Genomic DNA, 18532 nt, shown 5'->3' with positions numbered 1-18532 from the left:
GATTGGTTGCAGAAATTCACCCGCCAAAGCAGTCAAGCCTGCGTCAATTGTGCATGCTTTTCCCTTTATGATGTTTTGGTGCGGGATCGTTCGCTCAAAAGTCTTGCGCCCGCGTCTCGCCTGCGCTAGTCACGGCTTGTTGCAATGCACGTTCGCTTGCCGCGCATTCGCTTTTGTGCCGCCCGGCACTGCTTGGCAAGCAGGGATGGAATACAATGACTGAACTTCTCAGTTCCTATGTCCCGATCGCGATCTTTATAGGTATAGCCCTCGTGATCGGCCTAGCGCTTCTTATTGCGCCTTTCGCCGTTGCCTATAAGGCGCCTGACTCGGAGAAGTTGTCCGCATATGAGTGCGGCTTCAATGCCTTCGATGATGCCCGAATGAAGTTCGACATCCGCTTCTATCTCGTGTCGATCCTGTTCATCATCTTCGATCTTGAAGTTGCCTTCCTGTTTCCGTGGGCTGTGTCGTTCGGTGAAATCGGCTGGTTTGGCTTCTGGTCTATGATGGTCTTCCTCGGCGTCCTGACGATTGGCTTTATTTATGAATGGAAGAAAGGAGCGCTGGAATGGGAGTAGTCGATAATAGCGGCACCCTCATCGCGCCGCAGCCAAAGGGAATCATCGATCCGCGTACCGGTCAGCCGGTTGGCAGCGACGACGCATTCTTCGGCGAGATCAATAATGAGCTCGCCGATAAAGGATTTCTGGTTACGTCCACCGATGAGCTGATCAACTGGGCGCGCACGGGCTCGCTCATGTGGATGACATTCGGTCTGGCCTGCTGCGCCGTCGAGATGATGCAGCTTTCCATGCCGCGTTACGACGTGGAGCGCTTCGGCTTCGCGCCGCGCGCCAGCCCACGCCAGTCCGATGTCATGATTGTCGCGGGAACGCTGACGAACAAGATGGCGCCTGCATTGCGCAAGGTCTATGACCAGATGCCTGAGCCGCGGTATGTGATATCTATGGGCTCCTGTGCCAATGGCGGTGGCTACTATCACTATTCGTATTCGGTGGTCCGCGGCTGCGATCGCGTCGTACCTGTCGATATCTATGTTCCGGGCTGTCCCCCCACGGCAGAGGCGCTTCTTTACGGCGTTCTTCTGCTGCAGAAAAAGATCCGCCGGACCGGAACGATCGAACGCTAAGGGCGAGGACTGGGTATGAGTGAAGCCCTGAATGAATTTGTTGCCTATTTGGGCGAGAAGCAGTCTGGTCTGTACGAGACGGCAGCCGTTGCCTATGACGAACTGACGTTGAATGCAGCGGCTGAAAATGTCATCGCATTGCTGACGTTTCTTCGGGATGATCCGAAGTGCGGTTTCGTCAATATGGTCGATATATGCGGTGTTGATTGGCCACAGCGTGAGCGTCGTTTCGATGTGGTCTACCACTTGCTGTCACCCACGAGAAACATGCGTATCCGCGTGAAGGTGCAGACGGCTGAAGACGAAGCTGTGCCGTCTGCCTGTGGTGTGTATCCTGGGGCCGACTGGTTCGAGCGTGAAGCCTGGGACCTTTACGGTATCATGTTCACAGGGCATCCTGATCTTCGTCGAATCTTGACGGACTACGGTTTTGAAGGGCATCCGCTGCGTAAGGATTTCCCTCTCACGGGCTTTGTTGAAGTTCGGTATGATGACGGTGCAAAACGCGTGGTCTATGAGCCGGTTCAATTGCGCCAGGAGTTTCGCAGTTTCGATTTTCTCAGCCCTTGGGAAGGTACGGATTACGTACTTCCTGGCGATGAGAAAGCCAAGGTTTGAAGGCGTGCGGCGTTTATCGCGCCGTTTGAAAAATCGAGTTTATCCCGCTGGCGCCGGTTTGGCAGCGCAGCATGGAGCAGGCAGCAATGACTGAACACAACGTCCGCAATTTTAATATCAATTTCGGACCGCAGCATCCGGCGGCGCACGGCGTTTTGCGGCTTGTTCTCGAGCTGGACGGCGAAATCGTCGAGCGCGTGGACCCACATATTGGCCTTCTGCATCGAGGCACTGAAAAGCTTATCGAAGCGAAGACGTATCTTCAGGCGCTGCCCTATTTCGACCGACTGGACTATGTGGCTCCAATGAACCAGGAGCATGCATACTGTCTCGCGGTAGAGAAGCTGCTTGGCATTCAGGTGCCGATCCGCGGGCAGCTGATCCGTGTGCTTTTCTCCGAAATTGGCCGCATTCTGTCGCATCTGCTCAACGTAACAACTCAGGCAATGGACGTCGGCGCTTTGACCCCGCCGCTTTGGGGGTTCGAAGAACGTGAGAAGTTGATGGTATTTTATGAGCGCGCTTCCGGTGCTCGTATGCATGCTGCTTATTTTCGCCCGGGCGGGGTGCATCAGGACCTACCCGTTGAGTTGGTTGAGGATATTGGCAAATGGTGCGACGAATTCCCGCGTGCTTTGCAGGATATCCACGGCCTGATCACCGACAACCGTATCTTCAAGCAACGTAACGTCGATATTGGCGTCGTTTCCTTGGATGATGCTTGGGCTTGGGGTTTTTCAGGCGTGATGGTCCGAGGCTCTGGCGCAAAGTGGGATCTGCGTAAATCGCAGCCTTACGAGTGCTATGCAGACCTGGATTTCGATATCGCCATTGGCAAAAACGGCGACTGCTACGATCGCTATCTCATTCGCATGTTTGAGATGGAGCAGTCGTGCAAGATCATGAAGCAGTGTGTCGAGCGTCTGCTGGGCGACGCGAAAACCGGGCCTGTATCGTCGGTAGACGGTAAAGTGGTTCCACCGAAGCGTGGTGAGATGAAGCGTTCCATGGAAGCGCTTATTCATCACTTTAAGCTTTACACGGAAGGCTTCCACGTTCCCGAGGGTGAAGTTTACGCGGCTGTGGAAGCGCCAAAGGGCGAGTTCGGCGTGTATCTGGTGTCTGATGGCACCAATAGGCCTTACCGCTGCAAGATCCGCGCGCCAGGTTATGCACACTTGCAAGCCATGGATTTCCTATGCCGCGGCCACCAGCTCGCTGACGTTTCGGCTGTTCTGGGTTCGTTGGATATCGTGTTTGGAGAGGTGGACCGCTAATGCTGCGTTGCGCGCTCGCGTTCGGAGTGATTGTTCTCGCTGCTGCAGCTGTTCAAGCGCAGACGCTGGATGGTGCAATCAACACAACTCGCGATGCTGATGCAACAATGGCGGAACTGCTTTCCAGAGATTATGAAATAAAGTCAGCTGTCCCGAATGGATCGAAATTGATCGTATTCATGCAAAAGGGAAAATCTGGCTATGCTTGCGAATTCGTCAATGTGACGAGAACGCGTTGCGCATCCATCAATTGATAAGGCGTGAGAAAGAATGTCCGTTCGTCGACTAGCCGAAGATCAGTTCCAGCCGGCAGCCTTTGCCTTCAATGCTGAAAATTCAGCTTGGGCCGAGGCGACGATCCGGAAATATCCGGAAGGCCGTCAGCAGTCTGCAGTAATCCCTCTTCTCATGCGTGCGCAGGAGCAAGACGGCTGGGTTACGCGCGCAGCTATTGAATTCGTCGCTCAAAAGCTTGCGATGCCTTACATTCGCGTGCTGGAAGTCGCTACTTTCTATACGCAGTTTCAGTTGAAGCCGATTGGTACGCGTGCGCACATCCAGGTCTGCGGCACAACGCCTTGCATGCTTCGGGGTTCCGAGGCGCTGATGGATGTTTGCAAGCGTAAGATCAACGCTGATCCTTTCGTTCGCAATGAGAGCGGAACACTGTCTTGGGAAGAGGTTGAATGTCAGGGCGCGTGCGTAAATGCACCAATGGTCATGATCTTCAAAGATGCCTACGAAGACCTGACGCCTGAGCGCTTGGAAGAGATTATTGACGCATTCGACGCTGGTAGGGGCGCGGAAGTAAAGACTGGGCCGCAGATCGATCGCCATACATCTGCGCCGGAAGGTGCTCCAGTGACGCTGATCGATGATATCAAGCCAGTCAGGACCAATCTTGAGCCGAAGAAAGCTGAAGAATCTGCTTCCGTACCTCCGGCTGATGCTGCACGTCCAAAGGATACAGCGGCTGAGACAAACCCAGCTCTTAAAACTCCGGTGACTGCTCCGGCAGGTGCCGAAGCAAACACACGCCAGGCTGAAGCGCAGCCGCTTTCTGCTACCAAGGCTTCCGAACCGGACGTTAAGGCTGTTGGCAGTGCGGCTGAAGGTGCTCCCGCCGAAGGCAGTGAAGTGGCTGGCACGGACAAGCCGAAGCGTACACGGAAGAAGACGACCGAAGGCCAAGAGTAAGGTCTTGTCAATCGGGCAGCGATGGGCGAAACCCGCGCACATTATATTCGAATTGCCGACCAATGAGGCGGCGGACTGGTGGAATAAGTCATGTTGAAAGATCAGGATCGCATCTTTACCAACATCTACGGGCTCAAGGATAAATCCCTTAAGGGAGCCATGAGTCGTGGCCACTGGGATGGCACGAAGCAGATCATTGAAAAGGGTCGTGACTGGATCATCGATGAGATGAAGGCCTCTGGCCTGCGTGGACGCGGTGGTGCTGGTTTTCCGACCGGCCTCAAATGGTCTTTCATGCCAAAAGAATCCGATGGTCGCCCACACTATCTTGTGGTGAATGCTGACGAGTCGGAGCCAGGGACCTGTAAAGACCGCGACATCATGCGCCACGATCCGCATACGCTGATAGAAGGCTGCGTGATCGCTGGTTTCGCTATGGGTGCGCACACCGCCTACATCTATGTGCGCGGCGAGTATATGCGCGAGCGTGAAGAACTTCAGAAGGCCATCGACGAATGCTACGATGCTGGTCTGCTGGGAACCAACAACAAATGCGGCTGGGATTTCGACGTTTACGTTCACCATGGTGCGGGCGCATATATTTGCGGCGAAGAAACAGCGCTGCTGGAAAGCCTCGAAGGCAAAAAGGGACAGCCTCGTCTGAAGCCGCCATTCCCGGCGAATATGGGTCTCTATGGCTGCCCAACGACGGTCAACAATGTTGAATCGATCGCTGTCGCTCCAACAATTCTGCGTCGCGGCGCGTCCTGGTTCTCGTCCATCGGCCGCCCGAACAATGTCGGCACCAAGCTGTTCATGGTTTCTGGCCACGTCAATAAGCCGTGCACCTTTGAAGAGGCCATGGGCCTCTCGTTCCGCGAAATCATCGATCGTCACTGTGGTGGCATCCGTGGCGGTTGGGATAATCTTCTGGCGGTCATTCCGGGCGGCGCGTCCTGTCCTGTCGTTCGCGGCGAAGACATGGCTGATGCGATCATGGATTTCGACGGTATGCGTGAGGTTAAATCCTCATTTGGTACCGGCGGTATGATCGTAATGGACAAGTCGACCGACATCATCAAGGCAATCTGGCGTATCGCGGCTTTCTTTAAACACGAAAGCTGCGGGCAGTGCACGCCATGCCGCGAAGGCACCGGTTGGATGATGCGTGTGCTTGAGCGTATGGTGAAGGGTAACGCGCAGAAGCGTGAAATCGATATGCTGTTTCAGGTTTCCAAGCAGATTGAGGGGCATACGATTTGCGCTCTCGGTGATGCGGCAGCTTGGCCGATTCAGGGCTTGATCCGCAACTTCCGCCCTGACATCGAGAAGCGTATCGATCAATACACAGCGAACGCAACAACTCACGGCGCAGTCATGGAGGCAGCGGAGTAAGCGATCATGGCGTCTATCGGTAGTGAGGGTAAAAGCGAGACTGACACTGCCAGGCACACGCTTGGCTTCACGCTTCCTTTCGCGGATAAAGCTCCGGTTCATCCGGCCGAGTTCATGGCAGCAATGACGATGGCGAGCATGGCCATCGGTACTCAAGTGGCTAACACGTTCTTCGGAATGATGCAGGCGGCGTTCGAACATGCGCCGGGCCGGCCGGCAGCTCCTGTTTCGAGCGGCGAACCAAGGGTAGAGACGGCAGCAGGTGTTGTTGAGGAAAATCCCGTCGTTGCTGAAGCCGAAACTCGGGGTGACTCAAGACAGGCGAAACCTTCGCGTCGTAAGCCAGCTTCGATCAAGAAGATTGTTGCGGTAGAAACTGCTCCAAGTCGGGTTCGCAAGCCTCGGTCAGGTGCCAAGTCAACGAAACTTGGCTCTGGCGCTGGGTTGGTCGATTTGAAGAAGATATCGGGCGTAGGCCCTAAACTCGAAGGTTTGCTCAACAGCATGGGTGTGCTGCGTTTGGAGCAGATTGCCGAGTGGAGTGATAAAGATGTAGAGCATTTCGACCTAGAGCTTGGGCTTGATGGTCGAATTGTAAAAGATGGTTGGATCGCGCAGGCAAAGGCACTGCTGCGGTGACGGAATGTGTCGCCGCCCGGATAGGGCAGGGGACTGGAAACAGGACGTAAGTGACGATGGCAAAGCTCAAGGTTGACGGTAAAGAGATCGAGGTTCCGGATCACTTCACGTTGCTGCAGGCGTGTGAGGAAGCTGGTGCTGAAGTGCCGCGCTTTTGTTTCCACGAGCGGCTTTCCGTGGCAGGCAACTGCCGCATGTGTCTTATTGAAGTGAAGGGCGGTCCGCCAAAGCCTGCTGCCTCCTGTGCCATGGGCGTGCGCGATATTCGCGGTGGCCCGAATGGTGAGCTGCCGGAAGTATATACCAACACGCCAATGGTCAAAAAGGCGCGTGAAGGTGTGATGGAGTTTCTCCTCATCAACCATCCGCTTGATTGCCCAATCTGCGACCAGGGCGGCGAATGTGACCTGCAGGATCAGGCCATGGCCTTCGGTATGGATGCATCCCGCTATACCGAGAACAAGCGCGCTGTCGAAGACAAGTACATCGGTCCGCTCGTCAAGACGGTCATGAACCGTTGCATCCACTGTACCCGTTGCGTACGCTTCACGACTGAAGTCGGTGGTATTTCCGAACTCGGCCTTATTGGGCGCGGTGAGGATGCTGAGATCACGACCTACCTCGAAGAGGCAATGACCTCCGAGTTACAGGGCAATGTGATTGATCTCTGCCCTGTTGGCGCCCTTACATCTCGTCCGTTTGCCTTTACTGCCCGTCCTTGGGAACTTGGCAAAACCGAGTCGATCGATGTGATGGACGCTGTTGGGTCTGCGATTCGTGTTGATACACGCGGTCGCGAAGTCATGCGCATCATGCCGCGCGTCAACGAGTTGGTGAACGAAGAGTGGATCTCCGACAAGACGCGCTTCATCTGGGATGGTTTGAAGACCCAGCGTCTCGATCGCCCATACGTTCGCCGTGATGGCCGGTTGCAGCCAGCCACATGGGCGGACGCATTTGCTGCGATTAAGACGGCGGTCGCAGCCACCAGCGGCCAACGAATCGGCGCTATCGCGGGCGATATGGCATCCGTCGAGGAAATGTACGCTCTCAAGGAATTGCTGACGTCGCTGGGTTCCACGAATGTGGATTGCCGTCAGGACGGTTCAAAGCTGAACCCTGCATTTGGCCGCTCCAGCTATCTCTTCAACCCAACGATTCAAGGCATTGAAAGGGCTGATGCGCTACTGTTGATCGGCTCCAACCCGCGTTTTGAAGCAGCAGTGCTGAATGCGCGCATCCGCAAACGCTGGCGTCGTGGCAACTTCCCGATCGGCGTGATTGGTGAAGCTGGTGAGTTACGCTATGGTTATGAATATCTAGGCGCTGGCCCGGATACGCTGACTGACGTTATGAACGGTACCCACGCTTTTGTCGAAAAACTGCGTAACGCCAAGAATCCTATGATCATTGTTGGGCCAGCAGCGGCTGCGCGTGACGATGGGGAAGCTATTCTTGCGGCTGCCGCGTCACTCGCTGCTTCGGTCGGCGCCGTAACGGAAGAGTGGAACGGTTTTGGCGTTCTTCATACTGCAGCATCCCGTGTGGGTGGACTTGATCTCGGCTTTGTTCCGGGTGCTAATGGTGCAAACGCCGCAACGATGCTGCGCTCTATGGACGTGCTTTTCCTTCTTGGTGCCGATGAGATGGAATTCGCCACCAAGCACGCGAAGCTCACAGTGTATATCGGAAGCCATGGGGATGCAGGCGCACATCATGCGGATGTCATCCTGCCAGGCGCTGCCTACACTGAGAAATCCGGTACGTGGGTGAACCTTGAGGGCCGTGTGCAGATGGGTAATCGCGCAGGCTTCCCGCCGGGTGATGCGCGTGAAGAATGGGCAATCCTGCGTGCTTTGTCGGATGTGCTCGGCAAAAAGCTGCCCTTCGATTCTTTGACCGCACTGCGCCGCAAGCTGTACGAAGTCTATCCACATTTTAACGATTTGGATGAGATCGCTTCTGGCTCAGCTGCTGATGTGGCCGAACTTGCGAAAAAATCGGTGAGCTTTAGCAAGTCTGGGTTTGCGTCGTCGATCAAAGACTTCTATCTCACGAACCCAATCGCACGTGCTTCGGCCGTGATGGCTGAGTGTTCGGCGCTGGCCCGCAACAACTTCAAGGCTGCGGCAGAGTAAAGGCTGAAAAAATGGATTCTTTCTTCGCAAGCTATCTCTGGCCGGCGCTGGTCATGATCGGACAGTCGCTTTTGCTGCTCGTCTGTCTGCTGCTGTTTATCGCCTACATTCTTTTGGCAGACCGCAAGATTTGGGCTGCAGTGCAACTTCGTCGTGGCCCGAACGTCGTTGGTCCCTTCGGTCTGTTCCAGTCCTTCGCAGATTTGCTGAAGTTTGTTTTCAAGGAGCCGATCATTCCGGCAGGCGCCAATAAAGGCGTTTTCCTCCTTGCTCCGCTTGTATCGGTCACACTTGCGCTCGCAACATGGGCCGTAATTCCGTTTAATGAGAATTGGGTCATCGCCAACATCAATGTTGGTATCCTCTATGTCTTCGCTATATCTTCTCTCGAAGTTTATGGCGTGATCATGTCGGGTTGGGCCTCTAACTCGAAGTACCCATTCCTCGGTGCCCTCCGTTCTGCGGCTCAGATGGTATCTTACGAAGTCTCCATTGGCTTTGTTATCGTCACCGTTCTGCTGTGCGTCGGTTCGCTGAACCTGACTGATATCGTTCTCGCTCAGAAAACTGGTATTGGTACCATGGTCGGCCTGCCTGCATCCTTCCTGGATTGGCATTGGCTGGTGCTGTTCCCGATGTTCGTTATCTTCTTCATCTCAGGTCTGGCTGAAACCAACAGACCCCCGTTCGACCTACCGGAAGCAGAGTCCGAGTTGGTCGCCGGCTACATGGTTGAGTATTCCTCGGCGCCATACATGATGCTGATGCTCGGTGAATATGCTGCCATTCTCCTGATCTGCTCGCTGACGACCATCCTGTTTCTCGGCGGCTGGCTTCCACCTGTCGATGTTTGGTTCCTCAACTGGGTGCCGGGAATTATTTGGTTCATTCTAAAAGCGTCCATGGTGTTTTTCATGTTCGCTATGGTAAAGGCCTTTGTCCCACGTTATCGCTACGACCAACTGATGCGCCTCGGTTGGAAGGTGTTCCTTCCACTGTCGCTGGCAATGGTCATCATTACTGCATTCGTGTTGAAGCTGACTGCTGGTGCCTGATTAGGCACCCATCGGCTGGCTTACTGGAGAATACACATGGCAAGTCTGGCTCAATCGATCAGCTCGCTCTTTCTCAAAGAGTTCGTTTCGACGTTTTTCCTGTCGATGCGTTACTTCTTCAAGCAGAAAGCGACGATCAATTACCCCTTCGAGAAGGGTCCGGTCAGCCCGCGCTTCCGCGGTGAACACGCTCTTCGTCGCTATCCGAATGGTGAAGAGCGGTGTATCGCATGTAAGTTGTGTGAAGCGATCTGTCCCGCCCAGGCCATTACGATTGAGGCGGGCCCACGTCGTAATGACGGCACGCGCCGGACGGTTCGTTACGATATCGACATGGTAAAGTGCATCTACTGTGGCTTCTGCCAAGAAGCATGTCCCGTCGATGCGATTGTCGAAGGCCCTAATTTCGAGTTCTCTACGGAGACCCGCGAAGAGCTGTATTTTGACAAGCAACGGCTGCTGGACAACGGTGACCGCTGGGAGCGTGAAATCGCGCGCAACATCGCGATGGACTCGCCTTACCGTTGATTGCTTGAGGCCGCCTGCGCCCTTTGGGCGCGGCGCATGTTCTGGATGATATGCCTGGCCGGGTCTACTGCCAGGTTTTGACGGTGAGTTGATCTCGCCAGGGAAGACGAAAAGGCACCACCATGGGTTTACAGGCTGTTTTCTTTTATCTGTTCGCCTTCGTCGCGGTAGCGTCGGCGTTCATGGTCATCTCTGCCAGGAACCCCGTTCACTCGGTGCTTTTCCTGATTCTGGTATTCTTCAACGCGGCGGGTTTGTTTCTGCTCACCGGCGCTGAGTTTCTTGCGATGATCCTGCTCGTTGTTTACATCGGCGCTGTTGCGGTCCTGTTCCTCTTCGTTGTGATGATGCTGGATATTGACTTCGCCCAATTGAGGTCAGGAATTCTTCAGTATGCGCCAGTGGGCGCTCTGGTTGGCCTTATCGTGGCTGCAGAACTGATCCTGGTCGTCGGTGGTTCCGTTCTTACCCCCGAAGCCGCCAAGTCAATCACCATGCCCATTCCATCTCCGGCTGCGCGCACGAACACTGCGGCGCTGGGCGATGTCATCTACACAAACTATGTCTATTTCTTCCAGGTGGCCGGTCTGATCTTGTTGGTCGCAATGATCGGCGCGATTGTGCTTACCTTGCGTCACCGCCAGAACATCAAGCGCCAGGACATCTCGAAGCAGGTTGCACGTACCCCCGCGACAGCGATCGAAGTAGCCAAAGTCGAATCAGGCCGCGGTCTGTAAGCGCGATCAAGGAAAAGCGATATGGAAATCGGACTTTCTCATTACCTGACCGTTAGCGCGATCCTGTTTACGCTTGGCGTGTTCGGTATCTTTCTTAATAGGAAAAACGTCATCATCATTCTGATGTCGGTTGAACTCATTCTTTTGTCCGTCAACCTCAACATGATGGCTTTCTCGCACTTCTTGAACGACATCGTTGGTCAGGTGTTCGCGCTGTTCATTCTGACCGTTGCTGCAGCGGAAGCAGCCATTGGTCTTGCAATACTCGTTGTCTTCTACCGTAACCGCGGTTCCATCGCGGTCGAAGACGTCAATATGATGAAGGGCTGATCAGGTCATGATCTATAAGGCTATCGTCTTTCTTCCCCTGATCGGCTTTCTGATTGCCGGCCTCTTTGGCCGTTCTATCGGAGCCAAGGCATCGGAATTCATTACCAGCGGCCTGATGATCGTCGCGGCCGTCCTTTCCTGGATCGTCTTCTTCGATGTCGCGTTGGCGCATGGTGAAGGTCATGAAGTCATCAAGGTCTCGGTTCTGCGATGGATCCAGTCTGGCGGCCTCGATTTTGAATGGGCCTTCCGCGTCGATACGTTGACCGCGATTATGTTTGTGGTCGTAAACTCCGTGTCGACTTTGGTGCACATCTATTCGATAGGCTACATGCACCACGATCCGCACCGTCCGCGCTTCTTCGCATACCTGTCGCTGTTTACCTTCGCGATGCTTATGTTGGTCACCTCCGACAACCTGGCGCAGATGTTCTTTGGCTGGGAAGGTGTGGGTCTCGCCTCCTATCTTCTGATCGGGTTCTGGTTTAAGAAGCCGTCCGCCTCCGCTGCGGCGATGAAGGCCTTCATTGTCAACCGTGTCGGCGACTTTGGCTTCGTGCTTGGCATTTCCGGTGTCTTCGTTCTTTTTGGCTCGATTAATTTCGAAACCATCTTTGCAACAGCACAAAGCTATCTTCCTGCGGAAGGCGCTGCCGATGCTGGTCAGGCTGTTATCAACCTGTTTGGCATGCAATTGGATAAGGCCCACGCGCTGACCGCTGTTTGTCTGCTGTTGTTCATGGGTGCGATGGGTAAGTCTGCTCAGTTCCTGCTCCACACGTGGCTGCCGGATGCTATGGAAGGCCCAACGCCTGTTTCAGCTCTTATCCACGCTGCAACCATGGTGACCGCTGGCGTGTTCCTTGTTGCGCGCATGTCACCCATATTTGAGCTCTCGCACGATGCTTTGACTGTGGTGACCGTGATTGGCGCAATCACAGCTTTCTTTGCAGCAACGGTCGGTCTGGTTCAGAACGATATCAAGCGTGTCATCGCCTATTCAACCTGCTCGCAGCTTGGCTACATGTTCGTGGCGCTTGGCGTAGGCGCTTACGGTGCTGCGGTGTTCCACCTGTTCACGCACGCTTTCTTCAAGGCACTTCTATTCTTGGGCGCCGGGTCGGTTATTCACGCCGTTGATGGTGAGCAGGACATGCGCCACATGGGCGGCTTGCGCAAGCACATCCCCTATACGTTCTGGGCGATGACCATTGGCACGCTGGCGCTCACCGGCGTCGGTATTCCGGGGACGATGTTCGGCTTTGCTGGCTTCTTCTCCAAGGACGTGATCATTGAGTCTGCGTATGCTTCTCATTCTGCCGTGTCCGGTTTTGCCTTCACATTGCTTGTTATCGCGGCGCTTTTCACCAGCTTCTATTCTTGGCGTCTCGCGTTCCTGACTTTCTTTGGAAAGCCGCGTGCGTCGCATGAAGTGATGCACCACGTTCATGAATCGCCTCTGGTCATGCTTCTTCCATTGGCGTTCCTGACGGTTGGGGCGATCTTTGCCGGCGTCGTGTTTGAAGGCTACTTCTATGGCCACGAATACAATGAATTCTGGAAAGGTGCGCTGTTTACGCTACCAAGCAACGAGCTTCTTGAAGAGTTCCACCACGTGCCTCTGTGGGTTAAGTGGAGCCCCTTCGTTGCGATGCTGACGGGATTTGTGGGCGCTTGGTTCATGTACATCAAGTCACCGGAAACACCTAAGCGTCTTGCTGCTCAGCATCGTGTGCTTTACGAGTTCCTGTTGAACAAGTGGTACTTCGACGAACTGTATGATTTCTTGTTCGTCCGTTCTGCCAAAGCACTTGGGCGCTTCCTCTGGAAGAAAGGTGACGTCGCAGTCATCGATACCTACGGACCAAACGGAATTGCAGCCCGCGTCGTCGACATCACCCGTGGTGTCGTGCGGTTGCAGTCTGGTTACCTTTATCACTATGCGTTTGCGATGCTGATTGGCATTGCAGCCCTCGTCACGTGGATGATGCTCGGGAGTTCCTTCTGATGACCGATTGGCCGATTCTCTCAACGGTCACCTTCCTGCCGCTCGTTGGTGTACTTCTCCTCCTGTGCATGCGGGGGGAGGGTGTCAATGCGCGCCGGAATATCCTCAACATTTCGCTCCTGACGACCGTTGCGACTTTCATTCTATCGCTGTTCATCTGGATTGGTTTCGATAATGCCAATCCAGGGTTCCAGATGATTGAGAAGCATCAGTGGCTCAACACTGGCATTGCCTACCATCTCGGCATTGATGGTATTTCGATGCTGTTCGTCATCTTGACTACGTTCCTGATGCCATTCTGTGTGCTGGCAAGCTGGGAGTCGGTTGAGAAGCGTATAAAGGAATACATGATCGCCTTCCTTCTGTTGGAAGTGGTCATGGTCGGCGTGTTCGTATCGCTCGACATCGTGTTGTTCTACGTTTTCTTTGAGGCGACGCTGGTGCCGATGTTCATCATCATCGGCGTTTGGGGTGGAAAGGATCGCGTTTACGCATCCTACAAGTTCTTCCTCTACACATTGCTCGGCTCAGTGCTGATGATGCTGGCCATCATGGCAATGTACTGGCAAGCTGGTACGACTGATATTCCAGAACTGCTGAAGTTCGGTTTCCCTGCCGGTATGCAGACTTGGTTGTGGCTTGCCTTCTTTGCCTCCTTCGCTGTGAAGATGCCGATGTGGCCGGTGCATACTTGGCTTCCAGATGCACACGTTCAGGCTCCTACTGCTGGTTCGGTCATACTAGCCGGTGTGATGTTGAAGCTCGGCGGTTATGGTTTCATTCGCTTCTCGCTTGCCATGTTCCCGCTCGCTTCCGATTACTTCGCTCCGTTTGTGTTCACGCTTTCAGTTCTTGCCATCATCTATACATCGCTGGTCGCGATGATGCAGGATGATATCAAGAAGCTGATCGCCTATTCTTCAGTAGCGCATATGGGCTATGTGACGATGGGCATCTTCGCGGCCAATGCTCAGGGTGTTCAGGGTGCGATATTCCAGATGCTGTCACATGGCATCGTCTCCGGTGCGCTCTTCCTTTGCGTGGGCGTCGTTTATGATCGTCTGCACACCCGTGAGATTGCTGCCTATGGTGGCCTCGTCAACAATATGCCGAAGTATGCGGTGGCCTTCATGGTATTCACGATGGCCAATGTGGGGCTTCCAGGCACCTCAGGCTTCGTTGGTGAATTCCTGACAATCATCGGTGTTTTCCGGGCGAATACGTGGGTGGCGCTCTTCGCAGCTACCGGCGTCATTCTGTCTGCCTCTTACGCTCTTTGGCTTTATCGTCGGGTCATCTTCGGTGCGCTTGACAAGGAAAGCCTGAAGGGTCTCCTGGATCTCTCGACCCGTGAAAAGATCATTCTTTACCCGCTGGTCGTTCTGACAATTTTCTTTGGCGTCTATCCTGCTCCTGTCTTCGATGCGACAGCGGCTTCTGTGGACGTTCTGCTTAATAATTACTCCGCTGCCCTGCAGGCTGCGCAGAAACTTGCACTCGTCGTGCATTGATACGGGACACGATTAGACATGACTGCTGAACTTCTCCTTGCGAGCCTGCAGATCTCAATACCGGAACTGATCCTCGCGGTCGGTGCCTTGGTGTTGTTGATGATCGGTGTCTACTCGCGTTCGGGTGCGTCACGGCTTGTGACGGGCCTGGCCGTTATCTTGATGGCAGCGTCGGCATTGTGGCTTGTCTTTAGCCCAGCCGAGGGTGAAGCCTGGGGAGGAGCATTCGTGCTCGACTCCTTTGCTCGCTTCATGAAGGTCATCGCGCTGATTGGCTCTTTGACAGCCCTCATCATGTCGATGAGCCACGCCAAGAGCAACAAGCTGGATCAGTTCGAATTTCCAGTGCTGGTGACGCTTGCAACCCTGGGTATGCTTCTTCTGATATCTGCCAACGATCTGCTCGCCGTGTATCTCGGTCTAGAGCTCATGTCGTTGGCGCTTTATGTGGTCGCAGCGTTCAACCGCGATAGCCTGCGGTCTACGGAAGCTGGCCTTAAGTACTTCGTTCTCGGCGCACTGTCCTCGGGTATGCTTCTTTACGGCATGTCCCTGGTTTACGGGTTTACCGGAAACACCGGCCTTAACAATATCGCGGCCGTACTGAGTGCTGAGACGCGCTCACTGGGCGTGGTCTTCGGTTTGGTGTTCATCCTGGCAGGTCTTGCGTTCAAGATTTCCGCCGTCCCCTTCCATATGTGGACGCCGGACGTCTATGAAGGTGCGCCGACCCCGGTAACCGCATTCTTTGCGGCTGGTCCGAAGGTCGCTGCCATGGCGGTCTTCGTCCGCGTGGTCTCGGAAGCCTTCATGCCGGTCTTTGCGGATTGGCAGCAGGTTGTCGTCTTCATATCCATTGCCTCAATGCTCCTTGGCTCCTTTGCGGCCATTGGGCAGAGAAATATCAAGCGTCTTATGGCCTATTCCTCCATCGGTCATATGGGCTATGCACTGGTAGGTCTCGCTGCCGGTTCTGAGACGGGTGTATCGGGCGTCGCGCTCTACATGCTGATCTACATGGTGATGACACTCGGTACCTTCGCCTGCATCATGTCCATGCGCGCGAAAGATGATACGGTCTTGGAAAACATTGACGATCTGGCTGGTTTGTCATCGACGAACCCGTTCATGGCAGTCGTCCTGACAGCGTTGATGTTCTCTCTGGCGGGTATTCCGCCGCTGGCTGGGTTCTTTGCGAAGTATTTCGTTTTCGTCGCGGCCATCGAAGCCAAGCTGTACGCACTGGCGGTTATTGGTGTGCTCTCCTCAGTCGTTGGCGCATATTATTACCTTCGCTTGGTCAAGGTCATGTGGTTCGATGCACCTGTCGGTGAGTTTGCCCGCAGCGCCGGTCAGCTACGCATTGTCTTCGGTCTTTCCGGTCTATTTGTCACAGCTTACGTGCTGTTTGGCGGCCCGGTCGGTACTGCGGCCACGGCTGCCGCTCGGTCCTTCTTTTGATTGCGACTGTAAGAGGGGGTGAGATCTCCCTCGATGCGTTTCGTCATCTCGCGCTCGGCGAGGTGACGTCTACCAATAGTGAATGCCTGCGGCTTGCTCGCAATGGTGATCCGGGTTTGCTTTGGGTTACCGCTGAGCGCCAGAGTGCTGGCCGTGGTCGCCGTGGGCGTCACTGGTCGTCTGAGGCAGGCAATCTCTACGCAAGTCTACTGCTGCTTGATCCGGCCGATCCGGTTCGACTTTCTTCTCTTCCCCTTGCCATATCTCTCGGCGTGCATTCAGCTGCAAAGGCTGTCTTGCCGCCAGGGGCTGAAGCAATTGAGATCAAGTGGCCGAATGATGTGCTGATTGGTCGGAAGAAGAGCTGCGGCATTCTGCTGGAAGCCGAGATGCTGGCTGACGGGCGACGAGCAGTTGTCGTAGGAATCGGCATAAATATCCGTCATCGCCCAGATGATGCTCCTTACGGAGTGACGTCTCTGTCTGAACAGGGCGCCTCCATCGGGCCAGAGGAGCTGTTCGCTCATCTCTACCGCGAAATCGCCTGGGCATTGAAGGTTTGGGACGAGGGCAGAGGCGTAGCGGAAGTCACACGACTGTGGCGGGATGCCGCCTGCGGCATTGGTGGCATGATCAGGGTCAATCTGCCAGATCGCTCCTTGGATGGGCAGTTTGTCGGTATCGATGATCACGGACTTCTGATACTGGAAGCCGAAGGCCGACAGCAGCTGATTGCTGCGGGCGACGTTTTTTTACTTTGAACGGATTGAGCGAAGAATGGTGAAGCAGGACGAATTGGTGTTCTTGCCGTTGGGTGGCGTGGGCGAGATTGGTATGAACCTCGCACTCTATGGCTACGGTCCAGCGGAAAAGCGTCAATGGATCATGGTGGACTGCGGCGTTACTTTCGCTGGCCCGGAGCTTCCGGGTGTCGATCTCATTTTGCCAGACATAAGCTTTCTGGCGAAACAGAGAGACCGTTTGAAGGGGATTATCATCACTCACGCGCATGAAGATCATTATGGCGCGTTGAATGATCTCTGGCCTGGTCTGAATGTTCCGGTTTATGCCTCTCCTTTCACGGCAGGCATGTTGGAGGCAAAAAGGGATTACGAAGGTACGCGCGCCGAAATTCCGGTGACAATCTTCAAGGCAGGTGATCGCATCACCGTCGGCCCGTTTGAAATTGAAGCAGTCGCTGTCAATCACTCGATACCTGAACCTATGTCGCTGGTGATCAGGACGCCGCTCGGCAACATCGTCCATACAGGTGACTGGAAGATTGATGCCGACCCCTCGCTGGGGCCCCTAACGGATGAAAACCGGTTCCGGGCGGTTGGGGATGAAGGTGTGTTGGCTCTGATGTGCGATTCCACCAATGCTATGCGCGAAGGTGTCTCGCCCTCGGAAGAAGAGGTATCTGAAGGACTAAGGAAAGTTATTGAAGATGCTGAGGGAAGAGTTGCCATCACAACTTTCTCATCGAATGTTGGCCGCATCCGCTCCATCGCGCTGGCGGCAGAAGCCGCAGGTCGCGAAGTGCTTCTTCTCGGTTCGTCGCTAAAGCGTGTCGTCAATGTCGCCCGCGACATCGGCATTATGGAAGACATCAAACCATTTATCGCCGAAGAGGAATATGGCTATATTCCGCGGGACAAGGTCGTGGTTATCCTCACTGGAAGCCAAGGCGAGCAACGTGCAGCCCTTGCTAAGCTTTCACGCGATGAGATGCGAAATGTAGCGCTGACCTCCGGCGATACGGTTGTCTTTTCGTCGCGCACGATTCCGGGTAACGAGAAGGCTATTCTGGAAATCATGAATGGCCTTATCGAGCAGGGCGTCAAAATTGTGACGGATTCGCAGGCGCTGGTGCATGTCTCCGGTCACCCGCGGCGAAATGAGCTGCTGAAGATGTACGAATGGATCAGGCCGCAGGTTCTGGTACCGGTCCATGGAGAAGCGGCCCATCTTACCGCTCAGCGTGAACTCGCCCTTGGCGCGGGGATTGAAAATGTTCCTCGCGTCCGTAACGGGAATATTCTTCGTCTTGCTCCTGGACCGGCGGAAGTCATTGATGATGCGCCACATGGACGCATTTTCAAGGATGGCAAGCTGATCGGCGACCAGGATGAAATGGGAATTTCTGACCGCCGAAAGCTTGCCTATGTCGGACATGTCGCGATCAATGTGGTGCTGGATGCTCGCTACGATTTCCAGTCTGATCCCGATGTCGTACCATTTGGCTTGCCGGAATATGATGATGAAGGCGAGGATATGGAAGACACCTTGTATGACGCAGTGCTGAGCGCGATTGAAAGCATCCCACGTGCACGCCGCAAGGATCTTGATATGCTTCGGGAGGCGGTCCGTCGCGCAGTTCGTGCTGCGGCGAATAATGCGTGGGGCAAGAAGCCGGTCGTGACGGTGTTTGTTAACCGGCTCGGGTAAGAGCGTCTGGTTTGGTCGAATAAGGGCGGGGAGGGCC

Annotated in this window: 18 protein-coding genes; all 18 read left to right on the top strand. The window is 54.7% G+C overall.

What is annotated here, in order from left to right:
* The first annotated feature begins 215 nt into the window (after window positions 1-215).
* Window positions 216-581, top strand: coding sequence for an NADH-quinone oxidoreductase subunit A (locus tag AC0JZ1_RS10600; protein WP_210102857.1), 366 nt, complete (start codon window positions 216-218; stop codon window positions 579-581).
* A complete protein-coding gene (locus AC0JZ1_RS10595; RefSeq protein ID WP_471882334.1) occupies window positions 572-1153 on the top strand; it encodes a NuoB/complex I 20 kDa subunit family protein in 582 nt (193 codons plus the stop codon). Before AC0JZ1_RS10600 ends, AC0JZ1_RS10595 begins: the two co-directional genes overlap by 10 nt.
* Window positions 1154-1168: 15 nt before the next feature.
* On the top strand, window positions 1169-1771 hold the full coding sequence (locus AC0JZ1_RS10590; RefSeq protein ID WP_471882333.1) for an NADH-quinone oxidoreductase subunit C: 603 nt from the start codon (window positions 1169-1171) through the stop codon (window positions 1769-1771).
* A gap of 86 nt (window positions 1772-1857) precedes the next feature.
* Window positions 1858-3048, top strand: a complete 1191-nt coding sequence (locus tag AC0JZ1_RS10585; protein WP_471882332.1) for an NADH-quinone oxidoreductase subunit D — start codon at window positions 1858-1860, stop codon at window positions 3046-3048.
* A complete protein-coding gene (locus AC0JZ1_RS10580; protein WP_471882331.1) occupies window positions 3048-3302 on the top strand; it encodes a hypothetical protein in 255 nt (84 codons plus the stop codon). The genes AC0JZ1_RS10585 and AC0JZ1_RS10580 overlap by 1 nt, the downstream gene beginning before the upstream one ends.
* A gap of 16 nt (window positions 3303-3318) precedes the next feature.
* Entirely contained in the window at window positions 3319-4245 is a 927-nt protein-coding gene (nuoE, locus tag AC0JZ1_RS10575; RefSeq protein WP_471882330.1) for an NADH-quinone oxidoreductase subunit NuoE, read from the top strand.
* Between the two features lie 90 nt (window positions 4246-4335).
* Complete coding sequence (gene nuoF, locus AC0JZ1_RS10570; protein WP_471882329.1) at window positions 4336-5640, top strand: NADH-quinone oxidoreductase subunit NuoF; 1305 nt, start codon at window positions 4336-4338, stop codon at window positions 5638-5640.
* A gap of 6 nt (window positions 5641-5646) precedes the next feature.
* Complete coding sequence (locus tag AC0JZ1_RS10565) at window positions 5647-6279, top strand: 5' DNA nuclease (protein ID WP_471882328.1); 633 nt, start codon at window positions 5647-5649, stop codon at window positions 6277-6279.
* A 56-nt stretch (window positions 6280-6335) separates the two neighbouring features.
* Window positions 6336-8417 (top strand): NADH-quinone oxidoreductase subunit NuoG, encoded by a 2082-nt coding sequence (gene nuoG / locus AC0JZ1_RS10560; protein ID WP_471882327.1) that lies wholly within the window; start codon window positions 6336-6338, stop codon window positions 8415-8417.
* Between the two features lie 11 nt (window positions 8418-8428).
* A complete protein-coding gene (gene nuoH, locus AC0JZ1_RS10555) occupies window positions 8429-9472 on the top strand; it encodes an NADH-quinone oxidoreductase subunit NuoH (RefSeq protein WP_471882326.1) in 1044 nt (347 codons plus the stop codon).
* A 36-nt stretch (window positions 9473-9508) separates the two neighbouring features.
* A complete protein-coding gene (gene nuoI, locus AC0JZ1_RS10550; protein WP_471882325.1) occupies window positions 9509-10000 on the top strand; it encodes an NADH-quinone oxidoreductase subunit NuoI in 492 nt (163 codons plus the stop codon).
* A 122-nt stretch (window positions 10001-10122) separates the two neighbouring features.
* On the top strand, window positions 10123-10737 hold the full coding sequence (locus AC0JZ1_RS10545) for an NADH-quinone oxidoreductase subunit J (RefSeq protein WP_471882324.1): 615 nt from the start codon (window positions 10123-10125) through the stop codon (window positions 10735-10737).
* Between the two features lie 21 nt (window positions 10738-10758).
* Window positions 10759-11067, top strand: a complete 309-nt coding sequence (gene nuoK, locus AC0JZ1_RS10540; RefSeq protein ID WP_471882323.1) for an NADH-quinone oxidoreductase subunit NuoK — start codon at window positions 10759-10761, stop codon at window positions 11065-11067.
* 7 nt (window positions 11068-11074) lie between these two features.
* Entirely contained in the window at window positions 11075-13075 is a 2001-nt protein-coding gene (gene nuoL, locus AC0JZ1_RS10535; protein WP_471882322.1) for an NADH-quinone oxidoreductase subunit L, read from the top strand.
* On the top strand, window positions 13075-14586 hold the full coding sequence (locus AC0JZ1_RS10530) for an NADH-quinone oxidoreductase subunit M (protein ID WP_471882321.1): 1512 nt from the start codon (window positions 13075-13077) through the stop codon (window positions 14584-14586). Before nuoL ends, AC0JZ1_RS10530 begins: the two co-directional genes overlap by 1 nt.
* Window positions 14587-14604: 18 nt before the next feature.
* Window positions 14605-16047 carry an NADH-quinone oxidoreductase subunit NuoN gene (nuoN, locus tag AC0JZ1_RS10525; RefSeq protein WP_471882320.1) on the top strand — a complete coding sequence of 481 codons (1443 nt, stop codon included), beginning with the start codon at window positions 14605-14607 and terminating at the stop codon, window positions 16045-16047.
* Window positions 16048-16070: 23 nt separating this feature from the next.
* Complete coding sequence (locus AC0JZ1_RS10520; RefSeq protein WP_471883417.1) at window positions 16071-16808, top strand: biotin--[acetyl-CoA-carboxylase] ligase; 738 nt, start codon at window positions 16071-16073, stop codon at window positions 16806-16808.
* A gap of 16 nt (window positions 16809-16824) precedes the next feature.
* The gene (locus AC0JZ1_RS10515; protein ID WP_471882319.1) at window positions 16825-18495 is read left to right on the top strand and encodes a ribonuclease J; all 1671 of its coding nucleotides are present in this window, start codon (window positions 16825-16827) and stop codon (window positions 18493-18495) included.
* Window positions 18496-18532: the final 37 nt, after the last annotated feature.

This window comes from Affinirhizobium capsici, assembly GCF_977018625.1.
The sequence above is the reverse complement of the archived record's forward strand: the minus strand, read 5'-3'. Positions and strand labels throughout refer to the sequence as shown.

Excerpts from the sequence above, each read along its gene's own strand:
- nuoN (WP_471882320.1), top strand. The coding sequence starts at position 14,605 with ATGACTGCTGAACTTCTCCTTGCGAGCCTGCAGATCTCAATACCGGAA.
- AC0JZ1_RS10585 (WP_471882332.1), top strand. The coding sequence starts at position 1,858 with ATGACTGAACACAACGTCCGCAATTTTAATATCAATTTCGGACCGCAG.
- AC0JZ1_RS10580 (WP_471882331.1), top strand. The coding sequence starts at position 3,048 with ATGCTGCGTTGCGCGCTCGCGTTCGGAGTGATTGTTCTCGCTGCTGCA.
- AC0JZ1_RS10595 (WP_471882334.1), top strand. The coding sequence starts at position 572 with ATGGGAGTAGTCGATAATAGCGGCACCCTCATCGCGCCGCAGCCAAAG.
- AC0JZ1_RS10590 (WP_471882333.1), top strand. The coding sequence starts at position 1,169 with ATGAGTGAAGCCCTGAATGAATTTGTTGCCTATTTGGGCGAGAAGCAG.
- nuoF (WP_471882329.1), top strand. The coding sequence starts at position 4,336 with ATGTTGAAAGATCAGGATCGCATCTTTACCAACATCTACGGGCTCAAG.
- AC0JZ1_RS10515 (WP_471882319.1), top strand. The coding sequence starts at position 16,825 with ATGGTGAAGCAGGACGAATTGGTGTTCTTGCCGTTGGGTGGCGTGGGC.
- nuoG (WP_471882327.1), top strand. The coding sequence starts at position 6,336 with ATGGCAAAGCTCAAGGTTGACGGTAAAGAGATCGAGGTTCCGGATCAC.
- AC0JZ1_RS10600 (WP_210102857.1), top strand. The coding sequence starts at position 216 with ATGACTGAACTTCTCAGTTCCTATGTCCCGATCGCGATCTTTATAGGT.
- nuoI (WP_471882325.1), top strand. The coding sequence starts at position 9,509 with ATGGCAAGTCTGGCTCAATCGATCAGCTCGCTCTTTCTCAAAGAGTTC.
- AC0JZ1_RS10565 (WP_471882328.1), top strand. The coding sequence starts at position 5,647 with ATGGCGTCTATCGGTAGTGAGGGTAAAAGCGAGACTGACACTGCCAGG.
- nuoE (WP_471882330.1), top strand. The coding sequence starts at position 3,319 with ATGTCCGTTCGTCGACTAGCCGAAGATCAGTTCCAGCCGGCAGCCTTT.
- nuoL (WP_471882322.1), top strand. The coding sequence starts at position 11,075 with ATGATCTATAAGGCTATCGTCTTTCTTCCCCTGATCGGCTTTCTGATT.
- AC0JZ1_RS10530 (WP_471882321.1), top strand. The coding sequence starts at position 13,075 with ATGACCGATTGGCCGATTCTCTCAACGGTCACCTTCCTGCCGCTCGTT.
- nuoH (WP_471882326.1), top strand. The coding sequence starts at position 8,429 with ATGGATTCTTTCTTCGCAAGCTATCTCTGGCCGGCGCTGGTCATGATC.
- nuoK (WP_471882323.1), top strand. The coding sequence starts at position 10,759 with ATGGAAATCGGACTTTCTCATTACCTGACCGTTAGCGCGATCCTGTTT.
- AC0JZ1_RS10545 (WP_471882324.1), top strand. The coding sequence starts at position 10,123 with ATGGGTTTACAGGCTGTTTTCTTTTATCTGTTCGCCTTCGTCGCGGTA.